Here is a 19,332-nt window from a genome sequence, read left to right as displayed (position 1 = left end):
GAGCATCCGGGGCGAATCTGCCGGTTGTCGGTTCAAGTCCAACTGGGCCCACTCTGTACTGCGCACGCCCACGCCGGCTCCTTCGTCGACTGCTCCCCACCCCGGCTGTCTCGCCCCGTCGTCGCTCGTCCCGCCGCCGTGAAGGCGACCTGTGTCGATCACGGGCCTGTCCACGGGCAAAGCCGACGGCGCCCATCAGCGCCTCGCCCCCACATGCCTCCTCCGTCGGCACTCTCACCCACCCCGGTTCGCCTCTCCTCCACCGCGGCTCGCGGTTGTATTCGGCGCACCTGCTGCCACGTCACCCGGAGGGCCGTGCGCGCGATCCCGACAGGACACAAGTTGCGCGCGCACACCAGATGATCGACCTCGCCTAGCTCGAGGGCGGTGTCGACCGATGCGACCGTGGTCAACTCGACGGCCGTCGACGTGCAGGATCGTCCGCCAACCCCCTCAACGACGACGGCTGCCGCGCACTACCTTGGCTTCGATGTCCATCGACGAATCGTGGCGTGAGATCGAGCGCCTCCTGCCGCCCCGGATTGCCGCGACTCTTCGCCCGCCGGCGAGCGAGGAGTCGCTCCAGGCATGGGCAGAAACCGTGGGCAGCTTGCCGCAGCCGCTGGTTGAGCTGTACTCGGGTCATGAGGGCACTGATCATGCCGGCGGCAGCAAAGCCTTCTGCTTCGTCGGCGCTTGGTATCCGTTGCCGATCGAATCCGCGATTAGGTACTACCACCAGGTGCTGTTGCTGACCGACCTGTACAACACCGCGCCACTCATCCCGTTTGCGATCGGGATTGACGGCTCTCTGCTGAGCGTGTCGCCGGACGGGTCGGCGCCTGTGCAGATCGTTTACACGGACGGTCCAGGAGGTGTGCATCTGCCCAGCATCGAGAGTCTTGTTCAGCGGACTGTCGCGGGCTTGCGGGACGAAGATCCGGAGTACCGGCTCGAAATCACGCCGGACAATCTTCTCTGGGTTCATCGAGAATATGAGGCTGAGCACCTGGGTCGGGGGCGTTGCAGGTAGTTGCAATTCGGTTGGTGTGCCTGGTTGTTCTCGAAGGCGTCTGGAACGGTCGGAGCGTCGAGTGAGTCCGGTCCTGGGGAGGAAACTTGAAGCGCATCCGTGTGTCTGTGTTGCTGGCTGCCGTAGTCGGGCTGGTCGGTGCGTTACTCATAAGTCCGGCCGCTGCAGCCGTGACCTCGTTTCACGCCTGGATCACTTGTGATTCCGTGACCAACAAGATCGCCACCGGCGTGACCGGGTCGTACGGCGTACCGGCCAACACCGCGGTGAAGGTCGAGTTCAAGGTTGAGTTCGGGTACTACGCGACGGCCGCCGCATCGGCCAAGATCCCGGCGATGGGGTCCGTCACCACGGTTGCTGGTAAGTCGAGTGCGGCTGGGGATCTGACGGTTAGCGGCTATAGCCGCAGTTTTCCGATCAGTGCCAATCTCTTCTACACGGAGAAGGTCGCTGCCACGGTGAAGGACGCTGCGGGCAACATCCTGACCAGTCGGACTGCTACCTGTAACTACGACCGGCGGACCAATGTGACGTTGACGTGTGATCACGAGACGCAGACGATCACGGCTCGGGTGGAGGGCGCGCAGTTCAACGAGCCGCAGCCGATGGGATTGCAGATCAAGTACGAGCGCAGTACTACGTCGCAGGCGTCGGCCATTGACCCGGTTTTCACCATGCAGCGGTTTACCTGGGCGACGAAGGGCGTCTCGCCGGTCAACGGGGCGTTCAGTCAGGTTGGGTTCTCGGATCCGGCTACTGATTACTACTACCAGTCGCAGACGGTCTGGGCGACGGTGAGTTCGCCGTACACCGGGCGGGTACTGGGGTTCGGGACTGCCACCTGCGTCTACTCCGACCACCGCAATGACTGAAGAAGATGTTCACCAGAGATGTCGGAATGCGCCAAGGCGGTTCGTAGAGAGGGTGTAAGACCGGTGACGGGCCGGTCCGGTAGCTAGGAGATGACGATGAGCAACGTGGCGCGGCAGCTGAAGGAACTGTTTGTTCCAATTCATGAGGTTGTCTACATGGCTGATGAGCCGAACGACGAGCTGCAGGCACTGGGGTACGAGGGGTACTGGCCGCTGTACTTCGCGTCGCGGTCGGCGCCGTTGGGGAAGGTGCCGGCTGAGGTTGTGGATGCGTTGTTCTACAACTTCACTCCGGGTGAGGCTGCCGCTTGCATCCCGAGCGTCTGGGAGGTGGCAAGTCCGGAGGAGGTGCTTGCGGCGCGGGAGCGGGGGTGCGTCAAGGCGCTGCGGCGGATTCTGGGTGAGCTGGCCGACAGTCCGGTGATCGCGCGGGCGGCTGAGCTTGCCACGCGGGCTGCGTACAACGCACCGGCGGAGGGTCGGGGCCTGTACGCCGGGCTCAAGTCGTTGCCGGTGCCTGCGGAGCCGCTGGCGCAGCTCTGGCATGCGGCGACCTTGCTGCGCGAGCACCGGGGTGACGGGCACAACATCGCGCTGGTCGCGGCGGGGATCGATGGGCAGCAGGCGCATGTGCTGTTGGCGCTCTACCTGGGGATGAAGCCGCGGGAGTTCGGGCGGCTCGATCCGTTGAGTGACGAGCAGTTGGAGGCGGTCGTCGCTGGGCTTCGGGAGCGTGGGCTGGTCGACGCCGATGATCAGTTCACGCCGGCCGGCAAGAAGCTCCGGGACGAGATCGAGGAGCTGACCGACAGGTTGGCGGCGCCGGCGTACAGCTGTCTCGAGCAGCACGAGATCGACGAGCTGCTCACCGACCTCGGGCCGGTCCTGGAGAAGATCAACGCCGACCGGCCGTTCTAGGAACCTTGCGCAACGAAACCCCGCGAGGTAGCTTTCGCTACAACATGTAGCGAAAGCGGGTGTACACGTGGCTGGTCGGCCTCGGGATTCTGGGCTGGAGAAGCGATTGGTGGCGGCCGGGTGGGAGCTGCTGACGACCGACGGGTACGACGCCCTGGCGATGGCACAGGTGGCGGTCAAGGCGGGGGCCCATCGGACTGATGTGTACCGCCGGTGGCCGAGCAAAGCGCGGCTGGTGGTCGATGTGCTGGCGGAGTACTTGCCGCCGGTGCCGGATGTGGATACCGGGTCGTTGCTGAACGATCTCAGGGCCTTCGTCCAGGATCTCGCCAAAGCGTGGAATTCTCCCTGGAACGACGGGCTGGTCGGGTTGCTGGCTGACTTGCGGCACGACGAAGAGGCCAATGCTGCCTTCAAACAGATCGTCGCGCAGCGGGATCAGCCGGTGGTGAATGCGATCGCGCGGGCCGTGCAGCGCGGGGAGATCGGTCAGGTTCCCGAGTTGCCGTTAGTGGGTGACTTGCTGGAAGGGCCGTTGATGCACCGCAGGGTGTTCGGTGGGCGGCCGTTGTCGGCGGACGATCTTGAGGTGGTCACGCGATCGGCGTACCGGCTTCTCACGGGGACGGCCGTGACGGCGTGACCGAGCTCCACGAGTTGAGCGCAACAGAGCAGTTGGATGCCCTGCACAACAAAGCCATCAGCTCGCGGGAGCTGACCGCGCATTACCTGGAGCGCATCGAGCGACTCGATGGTGAGCTGGGCGCGTTCACGACGGTTGATCCGGAGGCTGCTCTCGAGCAGGCCGGCCGGGTGGACGACCGGCTGGTCAGCGGGCCGCTGGCGGGGCTGCCGCTCGGGATCAAGGATCTGTACGCGACGGCCGGGCTGCGGACGACGTACGGGTCGGCCGCGCTGCAGGACTTCGTGCCCACCGAGGACACCCGGACTGTCGGACTGCTGAGGCAGGCTGGAGCGGTCATCGTCGGCAAGACGAGTACGTCGGAGCTGGGCGCGACTTGCTACACCGAGCACGACGGGCGAGCGGCCGTTACGCCGTACGACACGACTCGCTACTCAAGCGGCTCGAGTGGTGGCGCGGCGACGGCGGTCTCGGCTGGGCTGCTTCCGCTGGCTCATGGCAGCGACTCGGCCGGCTCGATCCGTACGCCGGCAGCGGCTTGCCATCTGGTCGGGATCAAACCGAGTCGTGGGCTGGTGAGTGCGGCGCCGGCGGTGTCGTTCTTCAGTGCGGGGACGGAAGGGCCGATCGCCAGGACGGTGGCGGATGCGGCGCTGCTCCTCGAGGTGATGGCGCAGCCCTGGGCCGGCGATCTCTACGGCTGGCGGCTGCCGGCCGACAAGCCTCGCAGTACGCGGGCCTTGAAGGTCGCGATGTGGACCGACACCGGACTCGACGACGTCGACCAGCATCCCGAGGGCCTGGCCGCGGTACGCCGTACTGCGGATCTGCTGCGTGAGCTCGGACATCACGTGCAGGAGATCGCGATCCCTGCCAGGCTTGACGATCCCACCCAACAGGCGGTCAAGACGTGGTTCGCGGCGGCCGTCGGATTCGCAGTACCGGCGTTGGTTCCGGCGGAGCGCAGGCATCTGCTCAAGCCGTACACACGTCATCTTCTCGAGAGCACCTTGTCAGCCAATGATGTGATGACCTCGCAGGCGGTTCTTGCCCGCTACGCAAGCACTTTCCTCGCGACCTTGGACGAGTACGACGTCGCCCTGACGCCCACCACCAACGGTCCGCCGGTTCCGATCGGGCATTTCTTTGCCAACGGCACCGAAGGTGAATCCGATCTGATGCTCGCCTGGTCCTGCCACACCCCGTGGGCGAATCTGACCGGTCAGCCGGCCATCTCGTTGCCTTCACACCTGGACCCCGACGGTCTGCCGCACAGCATCCAGCTGGTCGGTCGACCCCGTCACGATGCCGAGCTGATCGCTCTCGCCGCACAGCTCGAGACGCCGTGAATCCCGGCGAGGGCCTGACCGAGCAGTACGCCGTACTGCCTGACGGGCGCAAGCTCCGGACCATCGTGGCCGGCGCGGGGCCTGGGCCGCTGGTCGTCTTCGAGGCCGGCATGAGTGCGCCAGCCGCTTCGTGGATCCATACCCAGCGCGAGATCAGCGCGCACGCACGCACACTCTCCTACGACCGCGCCGGGTACGGCGGCAGCGATGTCGATCGCCACGACAGGACCCTCGAACGCCTGGCCGACGACCTCACGTCGTTGCTTGATGCCCTCAACGAGACCGGGCCGGTGGTGCTCGTGGGCCACAGCTGGGGTGGTCCGATCATCCGCGAGTTCGCCGACCGGCACCCGGACCGCGTTGCCGGGTTGGTGTTCGTCGACGCGTCGCTCGCCGAGGTGATGCCTGAAAAGCCGGCGAAGATGAAGCGCGCCTTTCAGCTCCTGGCGCTGGTTGGACAGTTAGGTGGCAAGAACCTGATTCGGCGAGCGACCGTCCAGCACCCGTTCTCCCCCGAGATCAGCGAGACCGACGTCGCCATCCTGCTGCGCGACTACGCGTGTGCCCAGGCGATGCGGGCGGGCGCTCGCGAGGCCGCGCAGCTCGGTCCCGCGCTCGAGACGATGCGACGACTCCAGGCAACCGGTACGCCGGACGTCCCGACCGTGTGCCTGCAAGCCGGCCGGGTCGACCGTGGCATGACCATGCTGCGCCCGATCTTCAACCAGACCGCCACCGACCTGATGGACGCCGTACCCAATGGCACCTGCATCGTCGTCGAGAACGCCGGGCACCTCATCCCGCAGGAACAACCCGCCGCCGTCCGCGACGCAATCCTCAAAGTAGTCGCCCAAAGCAATTAAGCGTCAGGACAAGTCGGCGACTGGTGTGGCCGGGTCGTTGTCCAAGGCATTGGCCAGTTGCGGCACCAGCAGGTCCAGCGCGTAGAGCAGCGCCTGTGGGCCGCTGTAGGCGAGGGATCCGGACAGCGGTGTCTTGAAGGTCGTGTATAGCGTGCGGTCCGTCTTGACGACCTTCAGCTGGCCGAAGACCGGGCGCTTCAGCATGGTTGCCTTGGTCGCGCCGTTGATGAACAGGACATCGCGGTCGAGCAGGTCGAGCCGCTCGTCACTGATCTCCTCTTTCTCCTGCTGGGCGGCGAATCCCAGCGCGTCGAAGAGCGCCCGGCGGGGATCCTTTGCCGCCAGCAAGTAATGCTGACCGTTCTCCGGACCGAAGTCCTCCACCAGCACCTTGCCGGCGAACTCCGGATGCGCCTTCTTCGCCTCCTCCAGCTTCGCGTTCACCTGGTCCACCAGGGTTTGCGCCTCGGCCTGCTTGCCGAGCGCCTTGCCGGTGGTGAGCGTCTGGACGTCCCACGGGGTCTGCTCGTCGGCGTACTGCTTCGACTGCACCACCGTCGGCGCGATCGCGGTCAGTTTGCCGTACGTCGCTTGGTCGATCGTCTCGTAGATCGCCAGGATCAGGTCCGGCTTCTCCTGCGCGATCGCCTCGAAGTCGAGCTCGGCGGAGAAGGTACGGATCTGCTTGTCGCCGACCGCCGCCTTCACCCACGGGTAGTTCGGATACTCCTCGAACCACTCCCGCGTGCTGATCGGCACCTCGCCGAGCGCCAGTACGAAGTCCTGGTCGTTCCAGCCCGCCGTGACGATCCGCTCGGGCTTCTTGGTGATGGCCGTCGTTCCGAACTTGTGCTCGATACTGACCGGCCAACCCGCGGGCGCGGTGGCACCGTCTCCGGCGTCGTTCTGGCTGTTGCTGCAGCCGGCAACAGCCAGAACGAGCGCGGCGAACACGGCGGTCGAGCGCCGAAACAGAGAAGCCATGCGAGTTAGGTTAGCAATACCTAACTAGATCTGAGTAGCCGCGAGCAGGTCCTCCAACGAGGCTCGGGTGATCGGGTAACTGAGCAGGTCGAGGGTGCCACGTTCGGTCACGTCGGCCTGGTCCGCGTCGGACGGGTCGATGGCTTCGCAGATGGTGTTGTACATCCAGTTGAGCCAGCCACTGACGGCGACCGCGAAGGATGAAAGGTCGAGTTTTGGCCAGTCGGCGGCTTCGAGGTAACCCGCGCGAAAGGCCGAGACCGCCTTGGGGTTGAGGGTTGGGCGGAGGGTCCACTGGCAGAGGGCGAAGCCGACTTCCAGCGCGGGGGTGAGGGAGCCGGCGAAGTCCCATTCGGTGATGACGAGTTCGCCGGCGCGGCCGAGGCGGACGTGTTCGGGGATCAGGTTGCTGTTGCAGAGGATCAGGTCGGCGGGGTCGACGTCGATTTCGATCCGGCGCAGGTCGGCCAGGTCGGGGAGGGATTCCGCCAGTTGGTCGGCCCACGGTTTGCCAGCGGCTCGCGCTCGGCCGAGGAGTTCGGACCAGTCGGCATCGGATTTGCGGCTGGTCAGATACCAGTTGAGCGGCGTCCGGCTCGGGATGGCCAGCGCATGCAGTTTCCCGTACGCCGTACCGATGCCTTTGGCAACCATTGTCGGGGTCGGGATGACCGGCGCCGGGCCGACCTCGATCCACTCGTGGACCCGCCAGTGCTGGCCCTGGACCGACGTGATCAGGCGACCATCAGGCGTGCGCACCGGGGTTGGAGCGGCGACACCGACGGCGACCGCGGCGTCGCACAGTCGGGCGCCGACCTCGGCTTGCTCAGTGGTGATCCAGGCATAGACCGTGACGGCCAGCCAGCGGCCGCGGTCGGTCACCAGCGACCAGCAGCGACCCATCGGCGTGAACGAAACCGGCGATGCCGGAGCAACAACATCCCCAAGACCAAAGGCCGCGGCCAACTCTTCGGCGAGACCGACCGGAGCAATCGGTACTGCGGCCGCCCGCCGCTCGGCCTCGGACTTCAGCTCGGCCCAGTCGCGCATCCCGTACTCCGTCGCCAGCGCTCGCTGCGCATCGGCCAGCGATGCGGTGGGACTGGATTCGCGGAGCGCGGCCAGCAGGTCCTTGGCCTCTTGGCGCAGGAACCCCAGGCTCGGCTTGTCAGGCAGGAATCTCACAACGCGTCCTCTCGCGCCCGGACTCGCACGGGCCACAAGGAGCACGATGCCCTGGCCAATGAGGTAGCAGCGGGGTGGCTTCCAGCCTTCCGGCGAGTCTCGACGCGGCCCCAACCACGCTGCCCCTGACGCTAGCCGACCCCGCACGATCCGGTCAACGAACCCGGCTAGCCCCGCCACCAGCCGCCCCGGCTAGCCCTGCTGCTGGCCGACGCAACTAGCGCCTGGTGAGATCCCCGACGATCAACCCGGCCAGCGCATCGCTCGCGGCAGCGACGGTCGTCCGGCCGCGGGTCAGTTCGCTGGCCAACGCCTCGGCCGCCCCGAGCAGCCCGATGCACCGCAGCTCGAGAGTTGCCAACGACAACGACGAGTACGGCGCCAGCGCCCGCGCTATCATCGCCGTGTACTCCGCGTCGAGCGCGTTCTGCGCAGCCTCCGTCTCCGGATTCCCCTTGAGCGCGGCCGACAGCGCGCCGGCCTCGGGGATATCGGTGACACAGGCGAAGTACGCCGTACTCATCACCCGAGCGGTCACCTCGACCGTCGGCTCGGCGGCCTCCAACGCCGTCGCGAGCGCGGCCCGGTGATGCTCGTCGAGTTGCCGATACAGCGCCAGCAGCAAGCCGGCCCGCGTCCCGAAGTGGTCGTAGACGATCGGCCTGCTGACCCCGGCGGCCTCCGCGAGCGACACCAAGGTCAGACCGTCGGCGCCGCGCTCACGCAGTACGCCGAGGGCAGCTTCGAGCAATTGCTCGCGTCGGGCGTCCTTCGACAACCGGATCATTGTCCTCCTTGAAACTGCCTCCCAGCCTAGGCTACAAAGTGTAGGTTACAAAATGTAGCTACGAGAGGAAGAGCGTCAGATGAAACCCGTACTGATCCTCGGCGGCTCCGGCCAGGCAGGCTCCGACACCAGCGCATTGCTGCGGAAGTGGCACCCGGACCTACCCATCACGATCGCCGGTCGCAACCTCGCTCGTGCCCAAGAGGTCGCCGACGAACTGGGCAACGCGACAGCCGTCACCGTCGATCTCCAGCGCACCGATCTGGGTCTGCCGACCGCGGACCAGGCCGGCGGCGCGTCAGCCACGGCCGAGGCCGACTACTCAGCCGTGGTCGCCCTGCTGCGAGACGAGCGCTACAACGGCCTGCGCTACGCCCAGGACCACGGCCTGCCGTACTTCGGCATCTCCAGCGGCCCGGCGGAGATCGCGCCGGAGGTCATCGCGGTCGCCCAGCGCCCGACCGCGTCGCCGGTCCTGCTCGCCAGCCACTTCTTCGCCGGGTCCGTAGTCCTCGCGGCACTGCACTCAGCCAGCGAGTTCAGCCGCGTCGACAGCATCCACATCACCGCAGTACTGGACGAGCAGGACATCGGCGGCCCTGCAGCACTGGCAGATCTGGAGCGCTGGGCAACGATCACCTCATCAGGACTCGTACGCCGCGACGGCGTCTTCACCTGGTTGGCCGACACCGCGACGGAGGTCCGGCGGCTCGACGGAAGCACCTTGCCGGGGCAGATCGCGCCCGGGGTGGACATCCCCAGCCTCGCGTTCGCGACGGGCGCCCTCAACGTCCAGCTCGACTTCGCTGTCAACCAAGGTGATCATGCGGCCGCCGAGATCCAGATCGACCTCCAAGGCCTCAACCAAACCGGCGATCCCCTCCACACCACCCACTCACTCACCCACCAAGCCGGCCAGCGCCCGCTCACCGCAGTCGGCATCGCACTCGGCGTCGAGCGCCTGCTCGGTCTCCGCGACACCCCGTCGTACGGGTCCCCGACGGCCCAGAGATCTACCCCGGTACCGCCAGGCATCCACACCCCCGAGTCCCTGATCGACCCCGGCTACGCGGTCGAGCGACTGCTCGAGTCCGGCGCCGACTTCGCCGAGGCAGCCGTCCGCAGCTGAGGCTTTGTGCTACGACTGCCTGATGGTGGATGAAGAAGGCGGACGCCGGGAACTGTTGGCCGATGTCCCGGGAGCGGGGGCGTCAGGCGGCGGCGAGAGTCTGACGACGGTGCTGGTCGCGTTCGTGGCGAACGTGTTGATCGCGATCGCGAAGTCGGTGGCGGCGGTGATGACGGCGTCGGCGTCGTTGCTGGCCGAGGCGGCGCACTCGTGGGCCGACGCGGGCAACGAAGTCTTCCTCCTGATCGCCAACCGGCGAGCACACAAGCCGGCCGACGAGCTGCATCCGCTGGGTCACGGGCGCGAGGCGTACGTCTGGTCGCTGTTCGCCGCGCTCGGGCTGTTCGTCGCGGGCGCCGCGGTCTCCATCACGCACGGCGTCCAGGAACTCATCTCCCCGGAACCGGCCGACCACTTCATCATCGGGTACGTCGTACTCGGCGTCGCCTTCGTCCTGGAAGGCATCTCCTTCCTGCAGTCGGCCCGGCAAGCCCGCGCCGAGGCGAACACGCTCGACCGGGATCTGATCGAGCACGTGCTCGCGACCTCGGACCCGACGCTGCGCGCGGTGTTCGTCGAGGACGCCGCCGCGCTGGCCGGCCTGGTCATCGCGGCGGCCGGTCTGCTCGCGCATCAGCTGACCGGTTCGTCGATCCCCGACGCCGTCGGCTCGATCCTGGTCGGCCTGCTGCTCGCCTGGGTCGCGCTGCTGCTGATCAACCGCAACCGCCGATTCCTGGTCGGCCAAGAGGCAGATCCGCAGGTCCGCAAGGCCGCGCTGCAGGCCCTGCTGGACGCGCCGGAAGTTGCCCGGGTCACCTATCTCCGGCTGGAGATCGTCGGCCCCCGGATGATCTCGGTGATCGGCGACGTCGACCTCACCGGCGAGGACACCGAGTCCCATGTCGCCGTCCGGCTCCGCGCCCTGGAGGCCAAGATCGCCGCCTCCCCCGCGGTCGCCGGCGCAGTACTCAGCCTCTCCGCCCCGGACGAACCGACTCTGAGTGTCTGATCTCCCCGACGCCGTCAGGCAGGCGGTCAACGGCGCCGAGGTACTGGCAGTCGAGCTACTCACCGGCGGCTTGGCCAACAACACCTGGCGGGTGCGGTTGACCGACGAAACCGTGGTCGTGAAGTCCTCGAATGACGAACAGTCCGGCGTCTTCGCGGCAGAAGCGGCAGGCCTCGCCGTACTACGAGCCGAGGGCCTCCGCACTCCCGACGTCATCGGTGTCACCGACAACTCGCTGACGCTGGCGGCGCTCGATCCGATCACCCCAGGCACAGACGAATTCTGGGAAGCTGCCGGACGGGATATCGCCAGGCTGCACACCAAGACCTCGCCACAATACGGCTGGCCGGAAGACGGCTGGCTGGGACGGCTCCCACAGGAGAACGCGTGGGACGCCGACGGCCACCGCTTCTTCGCGACCAGGCGAGTACTGCGCTATCTCCGCGAACCCATGACCCAGGACGCTCTCTCCCCGCAGGATCGAGCCGCGATCGAGCGACTCTGCGACCGGTTCCCCGACCTTCTTCCCGAGGCGCCGGCCGTGCTGACCCATGGCGATCTGTGGCGGGCGAACGTGATCGCGACCCCGGACGGCCTGCCGGTCTTCATCGACCCGGCGGTGAGCTGGACCTGGGCAGAGGTCGATCTCAGCATGATGTTCTGCGCCGGCGGAGTACCGGACCGGTTCTTCGCGGCGTACCACGAACTCCATCCGCCTGAGCCTGGTTGGCAGCAGCGGCTGCGGCTGCTCAACCTGCGCGAGCTGTTGAGTGTGGTCGCCCATTTCGGGGCGGTCGGGGACAACGTCGCGCAGATTCGGGCCGTGGTCGCGACCTATCGATAGGGGTCGTCGGCCGGTAGCCAGCAGGTGGTGAGGTCGGCGCAGAACGGCGGGATGTCGTCGGTCAGGGCGTGGATGCTGGACTGGATCGCGGCCCGCGGGTCGGACTTGCGGGAGATCAGCGACCAGGTCCAACACGGCGCCGGGTCGATGACAGGGCGTTCGACCAGGTCGGCCGGGGTCGGCGTGGTGGTGCGCTTCGGGTTGTTGAGGACCGGGCGGCGCAGGCGGCGAATGTGCTCGTGGAACGCCGGGCCGGTCAGGCCGCCGTCGTCGACGTACTCGAGTCTCGCGCCTGTCGCGCGCGCCAGCTCCTCGGCGTACTCGTTCCAGGACGACCAGGTCGCGATGTCGGCGTCCACCAGGATGACGACGTCCTTCGCGCGGACCGGCGAATCGTCGGGGCCGGGCGAGACGGCGTACAGGCGGTCGGCGCCGATGAAGCGCGCCTCCAGGTCCTGCTCGGCCAGAGCGGGAGTCTTGATCCACGCGATTGCCAGGTCGACGCTGCCGTCGGCGACCCGCGCTGCCTGCGTGTGGGACGGCATCACCCAGGCGTCGATCCGGAGCCGGGCGATCCCGGAGACGCGGGTGAGGAGGTCCGGCGGGTGCCAGCTGACGTAGCCGAGGCGGACCGGTTCGGCCTGGGAGAGGCCGGCGGCTGAGCGGCGCAGCTCGTCGGCCTGGTTCAGCAGGTCGCGGGCTGGCGCCAGCAGCGCTTCGCCGGACGGCGTCAGGGTGACCGAGCGGCGGTCGCGGTCGAACAGCCGGATGCCGAGGTCGCGTTCCAGTGCCTTGATCTGCTGGGACAGCGACGGCCCGGCGATGTGCAGGCTGGCGGCGGCGCGGCCGAAGTTGAGCTCCTCGGCCACCGCGACGAAGTACCGGAGCTGCCGCAGTTCCATCTGAGCATCGTAGGCGTTGCCTCCCAGCACGGAGGCAACAAGTCCTGGAACGCCATGCTGCGCCGCGCCACTATCGAGTCAACGGAGAACGATCGCTCTCCCTTGATCAGCAGAAAAGAGCAGCACAGTGAGCACCCAGAAAGTCGCAGTCGTGACCGGAGCGTCCCAGGGCATCGGCGCCGGCCTGGTGACCGCCTACCGCAAGCTCGGGTACGCCGTGCTGGCGAACTCGCGAACCATCCAGCCGTCGGACGACCCGTTCGTGCTGACCGTGCCCGGCGACATCGCCGCCCCCGGCGTCGGCACCGAGGTGATCCAGCAGGGGCTGGCCGCCTTCGGCCGGATCGACACCCTGATCAACAACGCCGGGGTGTTCATCGCCAAGCCGTTCACCGACTACACCGACGAGGAGTTCGACCTCGTCACCGGCGTCAACCTGCGCGGCTTCTTCGAGGTCACCCGGTCCGCCATCAAGGCGATGCTCGACCACGACGGCGGCCACATCGTGAACGTCTCGACCAGCCTGGTCGACCACGCCAACGTCAACGTGCCGTCCGCGCTCGCCTCGCTGACCAAGGGCGGCCTGAACGCCGTCACCAAGTCGCTCGCGATCGAGTACGCCGCCCGCGGCATCCGCGTCAACACCGTTGCCCTCGGCATCATCCGGACGCCGATGCACCCGGAGGAGACGCACGCGGCGCTGGCCGGACTGCACCCGGTCGGCGAGATCGGCGATGTCTCCGACGTCACCGGCGCCATCACGTACCTCGAAGAAGCGCCTTTCGTCACCGGCGAGATCCTGCACGTCGACGGCGGCCAGAGCGCCGGCCACTAGTACCCCGCACCGGGCGGGCGGTCCTCCCACCGTCCGCCCACCCCTCAAGGAGCATCAGTCATGAGCATTCTCAGCACCCTGCTCGACCAGTGGAAGGCCGGCATCGACGCCCACGACCCGGCGGCCGTCGCCAAGCTCTTCACCGACGACGCCATCTTCCAGGGCCTGCACCCGTACAGCATCGGCCCGGCCGGCGTCGCGGAGTACTACGCATCGCAACCGCTCGGCATGCGGGCCGACTACGAGATCCTGGAGACCCGGCAACTGAGCGACGATCTCGTCCTCGGCTACCTGGAGGTCGCCTTCTCGTTCGTCGACCGCCCGACCCTGAAGGTCTTCCTCAGCATCATTGCCCGACGCAACGACAGCGGCTGGCAATTCGACCACTACCAGGTCTCCAAGCTGGGTTAGGAAGTAGCTAACTTACAAGTGGGTACTTCCCGCCGACGACCGGGTGACCTAGCGTCAACGGCATGGCAGACCTCGAACGGAACAAGCAGATCGTCGTCGACTACTACCAGACCGCGTTCGACGGTGAGCCGGAGAAGGCCGCCGAGCAGCACGTCGGCGACCGCTACGTGCAGCACAACCCGATGGCCTCGGACGGCACCGAGGCCTTCATCGGCTTCGTCAAGTGGCTCCGCGGCGAGCACCCCGAACTGAAGCTGGAGATCAAGCGGGTCGTTGCCGAAGGCGACCTTGTTGTCACCCACTCGCACCTCACCCTCGAGCCCGGCGAACCAGGTCAGGCGCTGGCCGACTTCTTCCGGGTCGAGGACGGCAAGGTGGTCGAGCACTGGGACGTCATCCAGGACATCCCGGCGACCGCCGCCAACCAGAACTCGATGTTCTAGTCTCCCTGTTTGCTAGCTAATGTTAAAGTGGAGCATCAAACATTAGCTAGGAGTTGGCGTGAGCGTTGCGGAGCTGATCGCGGCCGGGTTCGCGATGGGTGGCGAGCGGCTGGTCGCGCTCGATCTGGTGGACACGAAGCTGCTGGCGGTCGATCCGCCGGTAGACCTGATCGAGACGCCGGAGCAGTTGGCGAAGTGGTGGGAGCTCCAGCACGCACGGTTGCCGGAGGGCCCGGTTCCGGACGGTACTGCGGTGCGGCGGTTGCGGACCGCAGTACGGGAGGTTCTCGACGCTCAGCTGGAGGGTCGCCAGGCGTCACCGAGCTCGGTGGAGGAGCTCAACGCGGCGGCCGCAGGTGCGCCGCGGAGTCTGCGATTGACGGTGACGGACGACGGGCCGCGGGCCGAGACGCGGTGGCATCCGGAGTACGGCGGGAATGCCGCGCTGGCGATGATCGCCGGCGAGACCATCGAGCTGCTGACCGACGAGGCCCAGCTGAGCACGCTCCGACGCTGCGCGAACCCGAACTGCTCGATGCTCTTCCTCGCCGAGCACAAACGACGGCAATGGTGCATCGGCAGCGTCTGCGGCAACCGGACCCGGGTCGCTCGGCACTACGAGAAGACGAAGCGCTCATGACCGGCTTCCACGAAGGCGAGTTGGCGGTCCAGCAGAAGGCCGGGGTCGCGCACGACGCGTCGCGGCTGGAGGGGATGCTGCGGCCGGCATCGCTCGAGGGTGGCGCCAAGAAGTTCCTGGCGCAGCGCGACTTCGCCGCGATCACGGCGCGCGATGACGACGGGCGGTTGTGGACGACGGCCTTGTCGGGATTGCCTGGCTTCCTCGCCTCGCGCGACAGCACGTTGACGATCGGTACTGCGCCTGGCGCGGGCGACCCGTTGCACGGAGTACCGGCGTGGCAGCCGGTCGGCGTACTGGTGATCGACCTGGCGCTGCGGCGGCGGGTGAGGATCAACGGGGAGCTGGTTCATAGTACCGGGGAAGAGTTGGAGATCGCGGCGGAACAGGCGTACGGCAACTGCCCGCAGTACATCCATCCGCACGAGGTGACTCAGCCCGCGTCGAGCTTGCCGGTCATCACGGACGGGACGCTGGGTGCCGAGCAGAAAGCGCTCATCGAGAACGCGGACACCTTCTTCCTCGGTACCGCGCACCCGACGCGTGGCGCCGACACCTCCCACAAGGGCGGCGAGCCGGGCTTCGTGCGGGTCGAGGGCGGCGACGTGTGGTGGCCGGACTATCCCGGCAACAACATGTTCAACAGCCTCGGCAATATCGCGATCGACCCGACAGCCTCGTTGCTCTTCCTCGACTTCGCGACCGGCACGGCGTTGCACCTGACCGGGACAGCGACCATCGAGTGGGACGCTGGGGGCGAGACAGGCCGGGCGGTCCGCTTCCACCCGACCCGCACAGTACTCAACAGCTGGAGCTGATCATGGCGACGCTGCACTCGCTCAATGTCGGTCTGCCGAAGGACGTGGCGTGGAACGGGCGCACGGTCCATACGGGAGTGTGGAAGTCGCCGGTCGAGGGGCCGCGGATGGTACGGCGGCTGAATGTCGACGGTGACGGGCAGGGCGACCTCGGCGGCCACGGAGGTGAGCAGCGGGCGGTGATGGTCTACCAGCTCGACTCCTACGCGTACTGGCAGGAGTACTTCGGGCGCGACGACTTCACCTATGGGATGTTCGGCGAGAACTTCACGGTGGACGGGTTGCCGGATGACGAGGTGTGTATCGGCGATCGGTACCGGATTGGCGAGGCGGAGTTCGAGGTCAGCCAGCCGCGGGTGACCTGCTATCGGGTCGGCATGCGGCTCGGCGAGCCGGAGCTTCCTTCGTTGCTGGTCGCGCATCATCGGCCGGGGTTCTACCTGCGGGTGATCACGGAAGGTGTGGTCGAGGCTGGGGACGAGATCGTTCGTACCCGGGTGGGGCCGGAGGCGTTGAGCGTGGCCGATATCGATGCGCTGTTGTATCTGCCGGATCGGGATCGGGAGAAGCTGCGGCGATCGCTGGAGATCCCGGCGTTGAGCCCGGGGTGGCAGCAGTCTTTTCGTGAGCTGGTCGAGCAGTACTCCGCGGCGCAGTCGGCGGCTGCGGCTGGCGGCGAGGCAGGCGTCGCTGGGCAGACGGCGGCTGCGGCTGGCGGCGAGGCGGGTGTCGCTGGGCAGACGGTGGTTGCCGGTTGGGCTGGTTTTCGGGCGCTGGCGGTCACCGCGGTGGTGCACGAGAGCAGCTCGATCTCGTCGGTTTGCTTCCGTGCTGTTGATGGTGAGGCGTTGCCTGCTGCCCGGGCTGGGCAGTACCTGACTCTTCGGGTGACGCCAACTGCTGGGTCGTCGGCGGTCCGCAGCTACTCGTTGTCGTCAGCACCGGGCGCAGCGGAGTACCGGATCAGCGTCAAGCGCGACGGGCTGGTGAGTAGCTTCATCCACGACCACCTGACCGCGGGGATGACCGTCGACGCAGCCGCGCCGCGCGGTGACTTCGTGCTGACCGACGACCCTGGGCCGGTCGTGCTGGTGTCCGCGGGCGTCGGCATCACGCCGGTGCTGGCGATGCTGCATGCACTTGCTGACAGCAAGAGTTCATCAGTGGTTTGGTGGATTCACGTGGCTCGCGATCCTGCGCAGCAAGCCTTCGCCGCCGAGGCGAGTGAGCTGCTGGCGACTCTCCCCCAAGCTCATCAGCACGTCTTCTACACCGCCGATAGCCAGCGCCCTGGTCGCGAGCAGTTCGCCGCGCTGGGGTTGCCGGCCGACGCGACGGCGTACGTCTGCGGCCCGGCCGTATTCATGGCCGAGATGCAGGAAACTCTTGCGGAGTTGGGGATTGGGCGCGTCCACACCGAGCTGTTCGGCGCTTTGCCGTCGATCAATCCCGGGCTGGTCGATCAGCGCGCGGTACCACCCCATCCGCCAGAAGGTGCGCCGGGCAACGGTCCGCTGATCACCTTCGCCCGCAGTGGTTTGTCGGTGCCGTGGTCCGAGCAGCACGCCTCGCTACTGGATCTGGCCGACGCGTGTGACGTACCGACGCGGTGGTCGTGCCGCACGGGTGTCTGCCACACCTGCGTCACGCCGCTGATCTCCGGCGAGGTGACCTATCGGCCCGAACCACTCGAGCCGCCGACCGCCGGCCAGGTGCTGCCTTGTTGCGCCCGCCCGGCCGGCGATCTGGTGCTCGACCTCTGAGCCGCTCGCCTACTTGGCGATCTCCCAGACATGGCCGGCCGGGTCGGCGAAGGCCGCGGTACGGATTCCCCACGGGCGATCCATCGGGCCGTTGAGGAACTTGACGCCGCGGCCGGACAGTTCGGCGTACAGGGTGTCGACGTCGTCCACCGGCACGGTGAGCTGGAACCGCCGACCCGCCTCCGCGCCGCCGACCGGTGCCGGGTCGATCAACTCGGGCGCTTCGGTGACCTGCAGCAGGTTGATGAGCAACTCACCGACCTTGAAGGCGACCGACACTTCGTCCCCGCCGTCGAGTGGCAGCCCGAACACCTCCCGGTAGAACCGCTTGCACTCGTCCAGGTCCTCCACGAACAACGTGATCGCAAAAACCGACCGCGCCCAGGGTGCTACTTCACTCATCACCGTCTCCTCTCGAATGACCTTGCGCCCGCCACGTCGGAGCGGCCCCGGCCAACTCGACATTCCGACCCGGCATGATGGAACGGTGAGCGAAGACCTGACACCGGAACTGGCCGCGACCATCGAAGAAGCCTTCGCCCGGCGCGACCGGGAGAACATGCAGCCGACCATCGACTTCTTCGAGGATCTGCTGAGCAAGCATCCCGGCAACCCGTACGTGCTGTATGAGGTCGGCGGCTCGTACGACACCGCCGGTCAGGAGGAGAAGGCGGTCCCGTACTACGAACAGGCTCTGCCTGGTTTGAGTGGGGACATCAGACGGCGGTGTCTGCTTCAGTACGGCAGCACGTTGCGCAATCTGGAGCGCTTTGATGAGTCGCTTGCGGTTTTTGCGGCGGCTTGCAAGGAGTTCCCGGAGTCTGACTCGCTTCGGGTTTTCAAGTCGCTTACCCATCATGCGGCTGGTCACCCTGATAAAGCGCTGGCGACGTTGCTGCTGGTTATTGCTGACCGGGTGGATACTCCGGAGATCAAGCGCTACGAGGCGGCGATTCGGGGCAATGCGGAGTACCTTGCCACGCTGAAGTAGGTCGGTGGGCGCGGTGCTTGACCTGGTTGCTAGCAGGCGTTGCCTATCCCCGGGGTGCTGGGCTGGTGGTTGCTGTGGGCTTGCTGGCGGCGGGCACCTTGCTTGAGGTTCTCGCCGCTGCGCCGCAGAAGTAGGTGAGCAGGCCGTCCGTAGTTGAAGCGGGGGTCCGTGGTTGGTGCCGGCGTCCGTCGATGGTGCCGGCGTCCGCGGTTTGTACCGGCGTACGTGGTTCGTGGTTCGTGGTTCGTGGTTCGTGGTTCGTGGTTCGTGGTTCGTATGTGGTTGCTGTGGGCTCGCTGGCGGCGGGCACCTTGCTTGAGGTTCTCGCCGCTGCGCCGCTGAAGTTGGTCTAAGGCCGAGGAAATTTGATCGTCTGGCTGTGGCGCGGCGGGTGGGTTAGCAGGCGCAGGCTATTCCGGTGGGGGCGGTTAGGGGGTCGGAGGGGCGGCGGGTGATGCCGTTGGCGGTTTCGACTGGTAGGCCCTCGCGGGTCCAGTACTCCATGCCGCCGATCATTTCTTTGACTGGATAGCCGAGTTTGGCGAACTCCAGGGCTGCTTTGGTGGCGCCGTTGCAGGCTGGGCCCCAGCAGTAGGTGACTACTGGGGTGCCCGGTGGGACTGCGGAGGTGGCACGGGCGGTGATCTCGGCGGTTGGGAGGTGGATTGCTCCTGGGACGTGGCCTTGGTCCCAGCTTTCCTGGCTTCTGCTGTCCACCAGGACCCAGCCGGTGAGGCCGGCGCCGATGTCTGCGGCTACGTCTGATGGGTCGGTCTCGTAGGTGAGTTTGCTTGCGAAGTGCGCGATGGCTTGCTGTTGCTCGGCGGGAGCTGTTTTCAGTACTGCTGACATGTCGTCTCCTTCAGGCCAAGGTCAGTTGGAGAGACCAGCGTCAGGCAGCGGAAGCACC

22 protein-coding genes are annotated in these 19,332 nt (G+C 66.9%); 16 read left to right on the top strand and 6 right to left on the bottom strand.

The features are described from left to right. Positions 1 to 490: 490 nt before the first annotated feature. From AB0P21_RS37260 to AB0P21_RS37235, 6 genes are all read left to right on the top strand, one after another. A complete protein-coding gene (locus tag AB0P21_RS37260) occupies positions 491 to 1,033 on the top strand; it encodes a hypothetical protein (protein WP_363703467.1) in 543 nt (180 codons plus the stop codon). A gap of 206 nt (positions 1,034 to 1,239) precedes the next feature. Beyond that, positions 1,240 to 1,905 (top strand): hypothetical protein, encoded by a 666-nt coding sequence (locus tag AB0P21_RS37255; protein WP_363703465.1) that lies wholly within the window; start codon positions 1,240 to 1,242, stop codon positions 1,903 to 1,905. A 96-nt stretch (positions 1,906 to 2,001) separates the two neighbouring features. Beyond that, entirely contained in the window at positions 2,002 to 2,823 is an 822-nt protein-coding gene (locus tag AB0P21_RS37250; protein ID WP_363703463.1) for a MarR family transcriptional regulator, read from the top strand. 67 nt (positions 2,824 to 2,890) lie between these two features. Then, on the top strand, positions 2,891 to 3,466 hold the full coding sequence (locus tag AB0P21_RS37245) for a TetR/AcrR family transcriptional regulator (RefSeq protein WP_363703461.1): 576 nt from the start codon (positions 2,891 to 2,893) through the stop codon (positions 3,464 to 3,466). Beyond that, a complete protein-coding gene (locus AB0P21_RS37240) occupies positions 3,463 to 4,815 on the top strand; it encodes an amidase (RefSeq protein WP_363703459.1) in 1,353 nt (450 codons plus the stop codon). The genes AB0P21_RS37245 and AB0P21_RS37240 overlap by 4 nt, the downstream gene beginning before the upstream one ends. Then, positions 4,812 to 5,678, top strand: coding sequence for an alpha/beta hydrolase (locus AB0P21_RS37235; RefSeq protein ID WP_363703457.1), 867 nt, complete (start codon positions 4,812 to 4,814; stop codon positions 5,676 to 5,678). Before AB0P21_RS37240 ends, AB0P21_RS37235 begins: the two co-directional genes overlap by 4 nt. A 3-nt stretch (positions 5,679 to 5,681) precedes the next feature. On the opposite strand, the gene AB0P21_RS37230 is transcribed toward AB0P21_RS37235, so the two are convergent. The 3 genes from AB0P21_RS37230 to AB0P21_RS37220 all read right to left on the bottom strand — a co-directional run bounded on the left by AB0P21_RS37230 (position 5,682) and on the right by AB0P21_RS37220 (position 8,634). Beyond that, positions 5,682 to 6,662 carry an ABC transporter substrate-binding protein gene (locus AB0P21_RS37230; RefSeq protein ID WP_363703455.1) on the bottom strand — a complete coding sequence of 327 codons (981 nt, stop codon included), beginning with the start codon at positions 6,660 to 6,662 and terminating at the stop codon, positions 5,682 to 5,684. 24 nt (positions 6,663 to 6,686) lie between these two features. Beyond that, the gene (locus AB0P21_RS37225; protein WP_363703453.1) at positions 6,687 to 7,847 is read right to left on the bottom strand and encodes a hypothetical protein; all 1,161 of its coding nucleotides are present in this window, start codon (positions 7,845 to 7,847) and stop codon (positions 6,687 to 6,689) included. A 217-nt stretch (positions 7,848 to 8,064) separates the two neighbouring features. Next, the gene (locus tag AB0P21_RS37220; RefSeq protein ID WP_363703451.1) at positions 8,065 to 8,634 is read right to left on the bottom strand and encodes a TetR/AcrR family transcriptional regulator; all 570 of its coding nucleotides are present in this window, start codon (positions 8,632 to 8,634) and stop codon (positions 8,065 to 8,067) included. A gap of 79 nt (positions 8,635 to 8,713) precedes the next feature. On the opposite strand from AB0P21_RS37220, the gene AB0P21_RS37215 reads away from it, so the two are divergent. From AB0P21_RS37215 to AB0P21_RS37205, 3 genes are read left to right on the top strand one after another with little or no spacing between them, the layout of a single operon-like run. Beyond that, the gene (locus tag AB0P21_RS37215; protein ID WP_363703449.1) at positions 8,714 to 9,763 is read left to right on the top strand and encodes a saccharopine dehydrogenase; all 1,050 of its coding nucleotides are present in this window, start codon (positions 8,714 to 8,716) and stop codon (positions 9,761 to 9,763) included. 22 nt (positions 9,764 to 9,785) lie between these two features. Further along, positions 9,786 to 10,775: a cation diffusion facilitator family transporter gene (locus AB0P21_RS37210; protein WP_363703447.1), complete on the top strand. Its 990-nt coding sequence runs from the start codon at positions 9,786 to 9,788 to the stop codon at positions 10,773 to 10,775. After that, positions 10,768 to 11,619, top strand: coding sequence for a fructosamine kinase family protein (locus tag AB0P21_RS37205; protein ID WP_363703444.1), 852 nt, complete (start codon positions 10,768 to 10,770; stop codon positions 11,617 to 11,619). The genes AB0P21_RS37210 and AB0P21_RS37205 overlap by 8 nt, the downstream gene beginning before the upstream one ends. On the opposite strand, the gene AB0P21_RS37200 is transcribed toward AB0P21_RS37205, so the two are convergent. After that, on the bottom strand, positions 11,610 to 12,521 hold the full coding sequence (locus AB0P21_RS37200) for a LysR family transcriptional regulator (protein ID WP_363703442.1): 912 nt from the start codon (positions 12,519 to 12,521) through the stop codon (positions 11,610 to 11,612). The two genes, AB0P21_RS37205 and AB0P21_RS37200, sit on opposite strands and share 10 nt — an antisense overlap. Positions 12,522 to 12,648: 127 nt before the next feature. On the opposite strand from AB0P21_RS37200, the gene AB0P21_RS37195 reads away from it, so the two are divergent. The 6 genes from AB0P21_RS37195 to AB0P21_RS37170 all read left to right on the top strand — a co-directional run bounded on the left by AB0P21_RS37195 (position 12,649) and on the right by AB0P21_RS37170 (position 17,431). Next, on the top strand, positions 12,649 to 13,356 hold the full coding sequence (locus AB0P21_RS37195) for an SDR family oxidoreductase (RefSeq protein WP_363703440.1): 708 nt from the start codon (positions 12,649 to 12,651) through the stop codon (positions 13,354 to 13,356). Between the two features lie 60 nt (positions 13,357 to 13,416). Further along, positions 13,417 to 13,767 carry a hypothetical protein gene (locus tag AB0P21_RS37190; RefSeq protein ID WP_363703438.1) on the top strand — a complete coding sequence of 117 codons (351 nt, stop codon included), beginning with the start codon at positions 13,417 to 13,419 and terminating at the stop codon, positions 13,765 to 13,767. Positions 13,768 to 13,829: 62 nt separating this feature from the next. Further along, a complete protein-coding gene (locus tag AB0P21_RS37185) occupies positions 13,830 to 14,210 on the top strand; it encodes an ester cyclase (RefSeq protein WP_363703436.1) in 381 nt (126 codons plus the stop codon). A gap of 58 nt (positions 14,211 to 14,268) precedes the next feature. Beyond that, on the top strand, positions 14,269 to 14,850 hold the full coding sequence (locus AB0P21_RS37180; RefSeq protein ID WP_363703434.1) for a CGNR zinc finger domain-containing protein: 582 nt from the start codon (positions 14,269 to 14,271) through the stop codon (positions 14,848 to 14,850). Continuing rightward, on the top strand, positions 14,847 to 15,668 hold the full coding sequence (locus tag AB0P21_RS37175; protein WP_363703432.1) for a pyridoxamine 5'-phosphate oxidase family protein: 822 nt from the start codon (positions 14,847 to 14,849) through the stop codon (positions 15,666 to 15,668). Before AB0P21_RS37180 ends, AB0P21_RS37175 begins: the two co-directional genes overlap by 4 nt. Before the next feature lie 2 nt (positions 15,669 to 15,670). Beyond that, positions 15,671 to 17,431 carry an MOSC and FAD-binding oxidoreductase domain-containing protein gene (locus AB0P21_RS37170; RefSeq protein WP_363703430.1) on the top strand — a complete coding sequence of 587 codons (1,761 nt, stop codon included), beginning with the start codon at positions 15,671 to 15,673 and terminating at the stop codon, positions 17,429 to 17,431. A 9-nt stretch (positions 17,432 to 17,440) separates the two neighbouring features. On the opposite strand, the gene AB0P21_RS37165 is transcribed toward AB0P21_RS37170, so the two are convergent. Further along, positions 17,441 to 17,833 carry a VOC family protein gene (locus AB0P21_RS37165; RefSeq protein WP_363703428.1) on the bottom strand — a complete coding sequence of 131 codons (393 nt, stop codon included), beginning with the start codon at positions 17,831 to 17,833 and terminating at the stop codon, positions 17,441 to 17,443. A gap of 85 nt (positions 17,834 to 17,918) precedes the next feature. Between AB0P21_RS37165 and AB0P21_RS37160 the strand changes: the two genes are divergently transcribed. After that, positions 17,919 to 18,422 (top strand): tetratricopeptide repeat protein, encoded by a 504-nt coding sequence (locus AB0P21_RS37160; protein ID WP_363703426.1) that lies wholly within the window; start codon positions 17,919 to 17,921, stop codon positions 18,420 to 18,422. 396 nt (positions 18,423 to 18,818) lie between these two features. Here AB0P21_RS37160 and AB0P21_RS37155 read toward each other — a convergent pair whose 3' ends face one another. Then, the gene (locus AB0P21_RS37155; RefSeq protein ID WP_363703424.1) at positions 18,819 to 19,274 is read right to left on the bottom strand and encodes a rhodanese-like domain-containing protein; all 456 of its coding nucleotides are present in this window, start codon (positions 19,272 to 19,274) and stop codon (positions 18,819 to 18,821) included. Between the last annotated feature and the right edge of the window lie 58 nt (positions 19,275 to 19,332).

This window comes from Kribbella sp. NPDC056861 (assembly GCF_040687575.1).
In the GTDB taxonomy this organism is placed as follows: domain Bacteria; phylum Actinomycetota; class Actinomycetes; order Propionibacteriales; family Kribbellaceae; genus Kribbella.
Note: the sequence above shows the minus strand (reverse complement) of the source record. Positions and strands in the feature narration are given on the sequence as shown.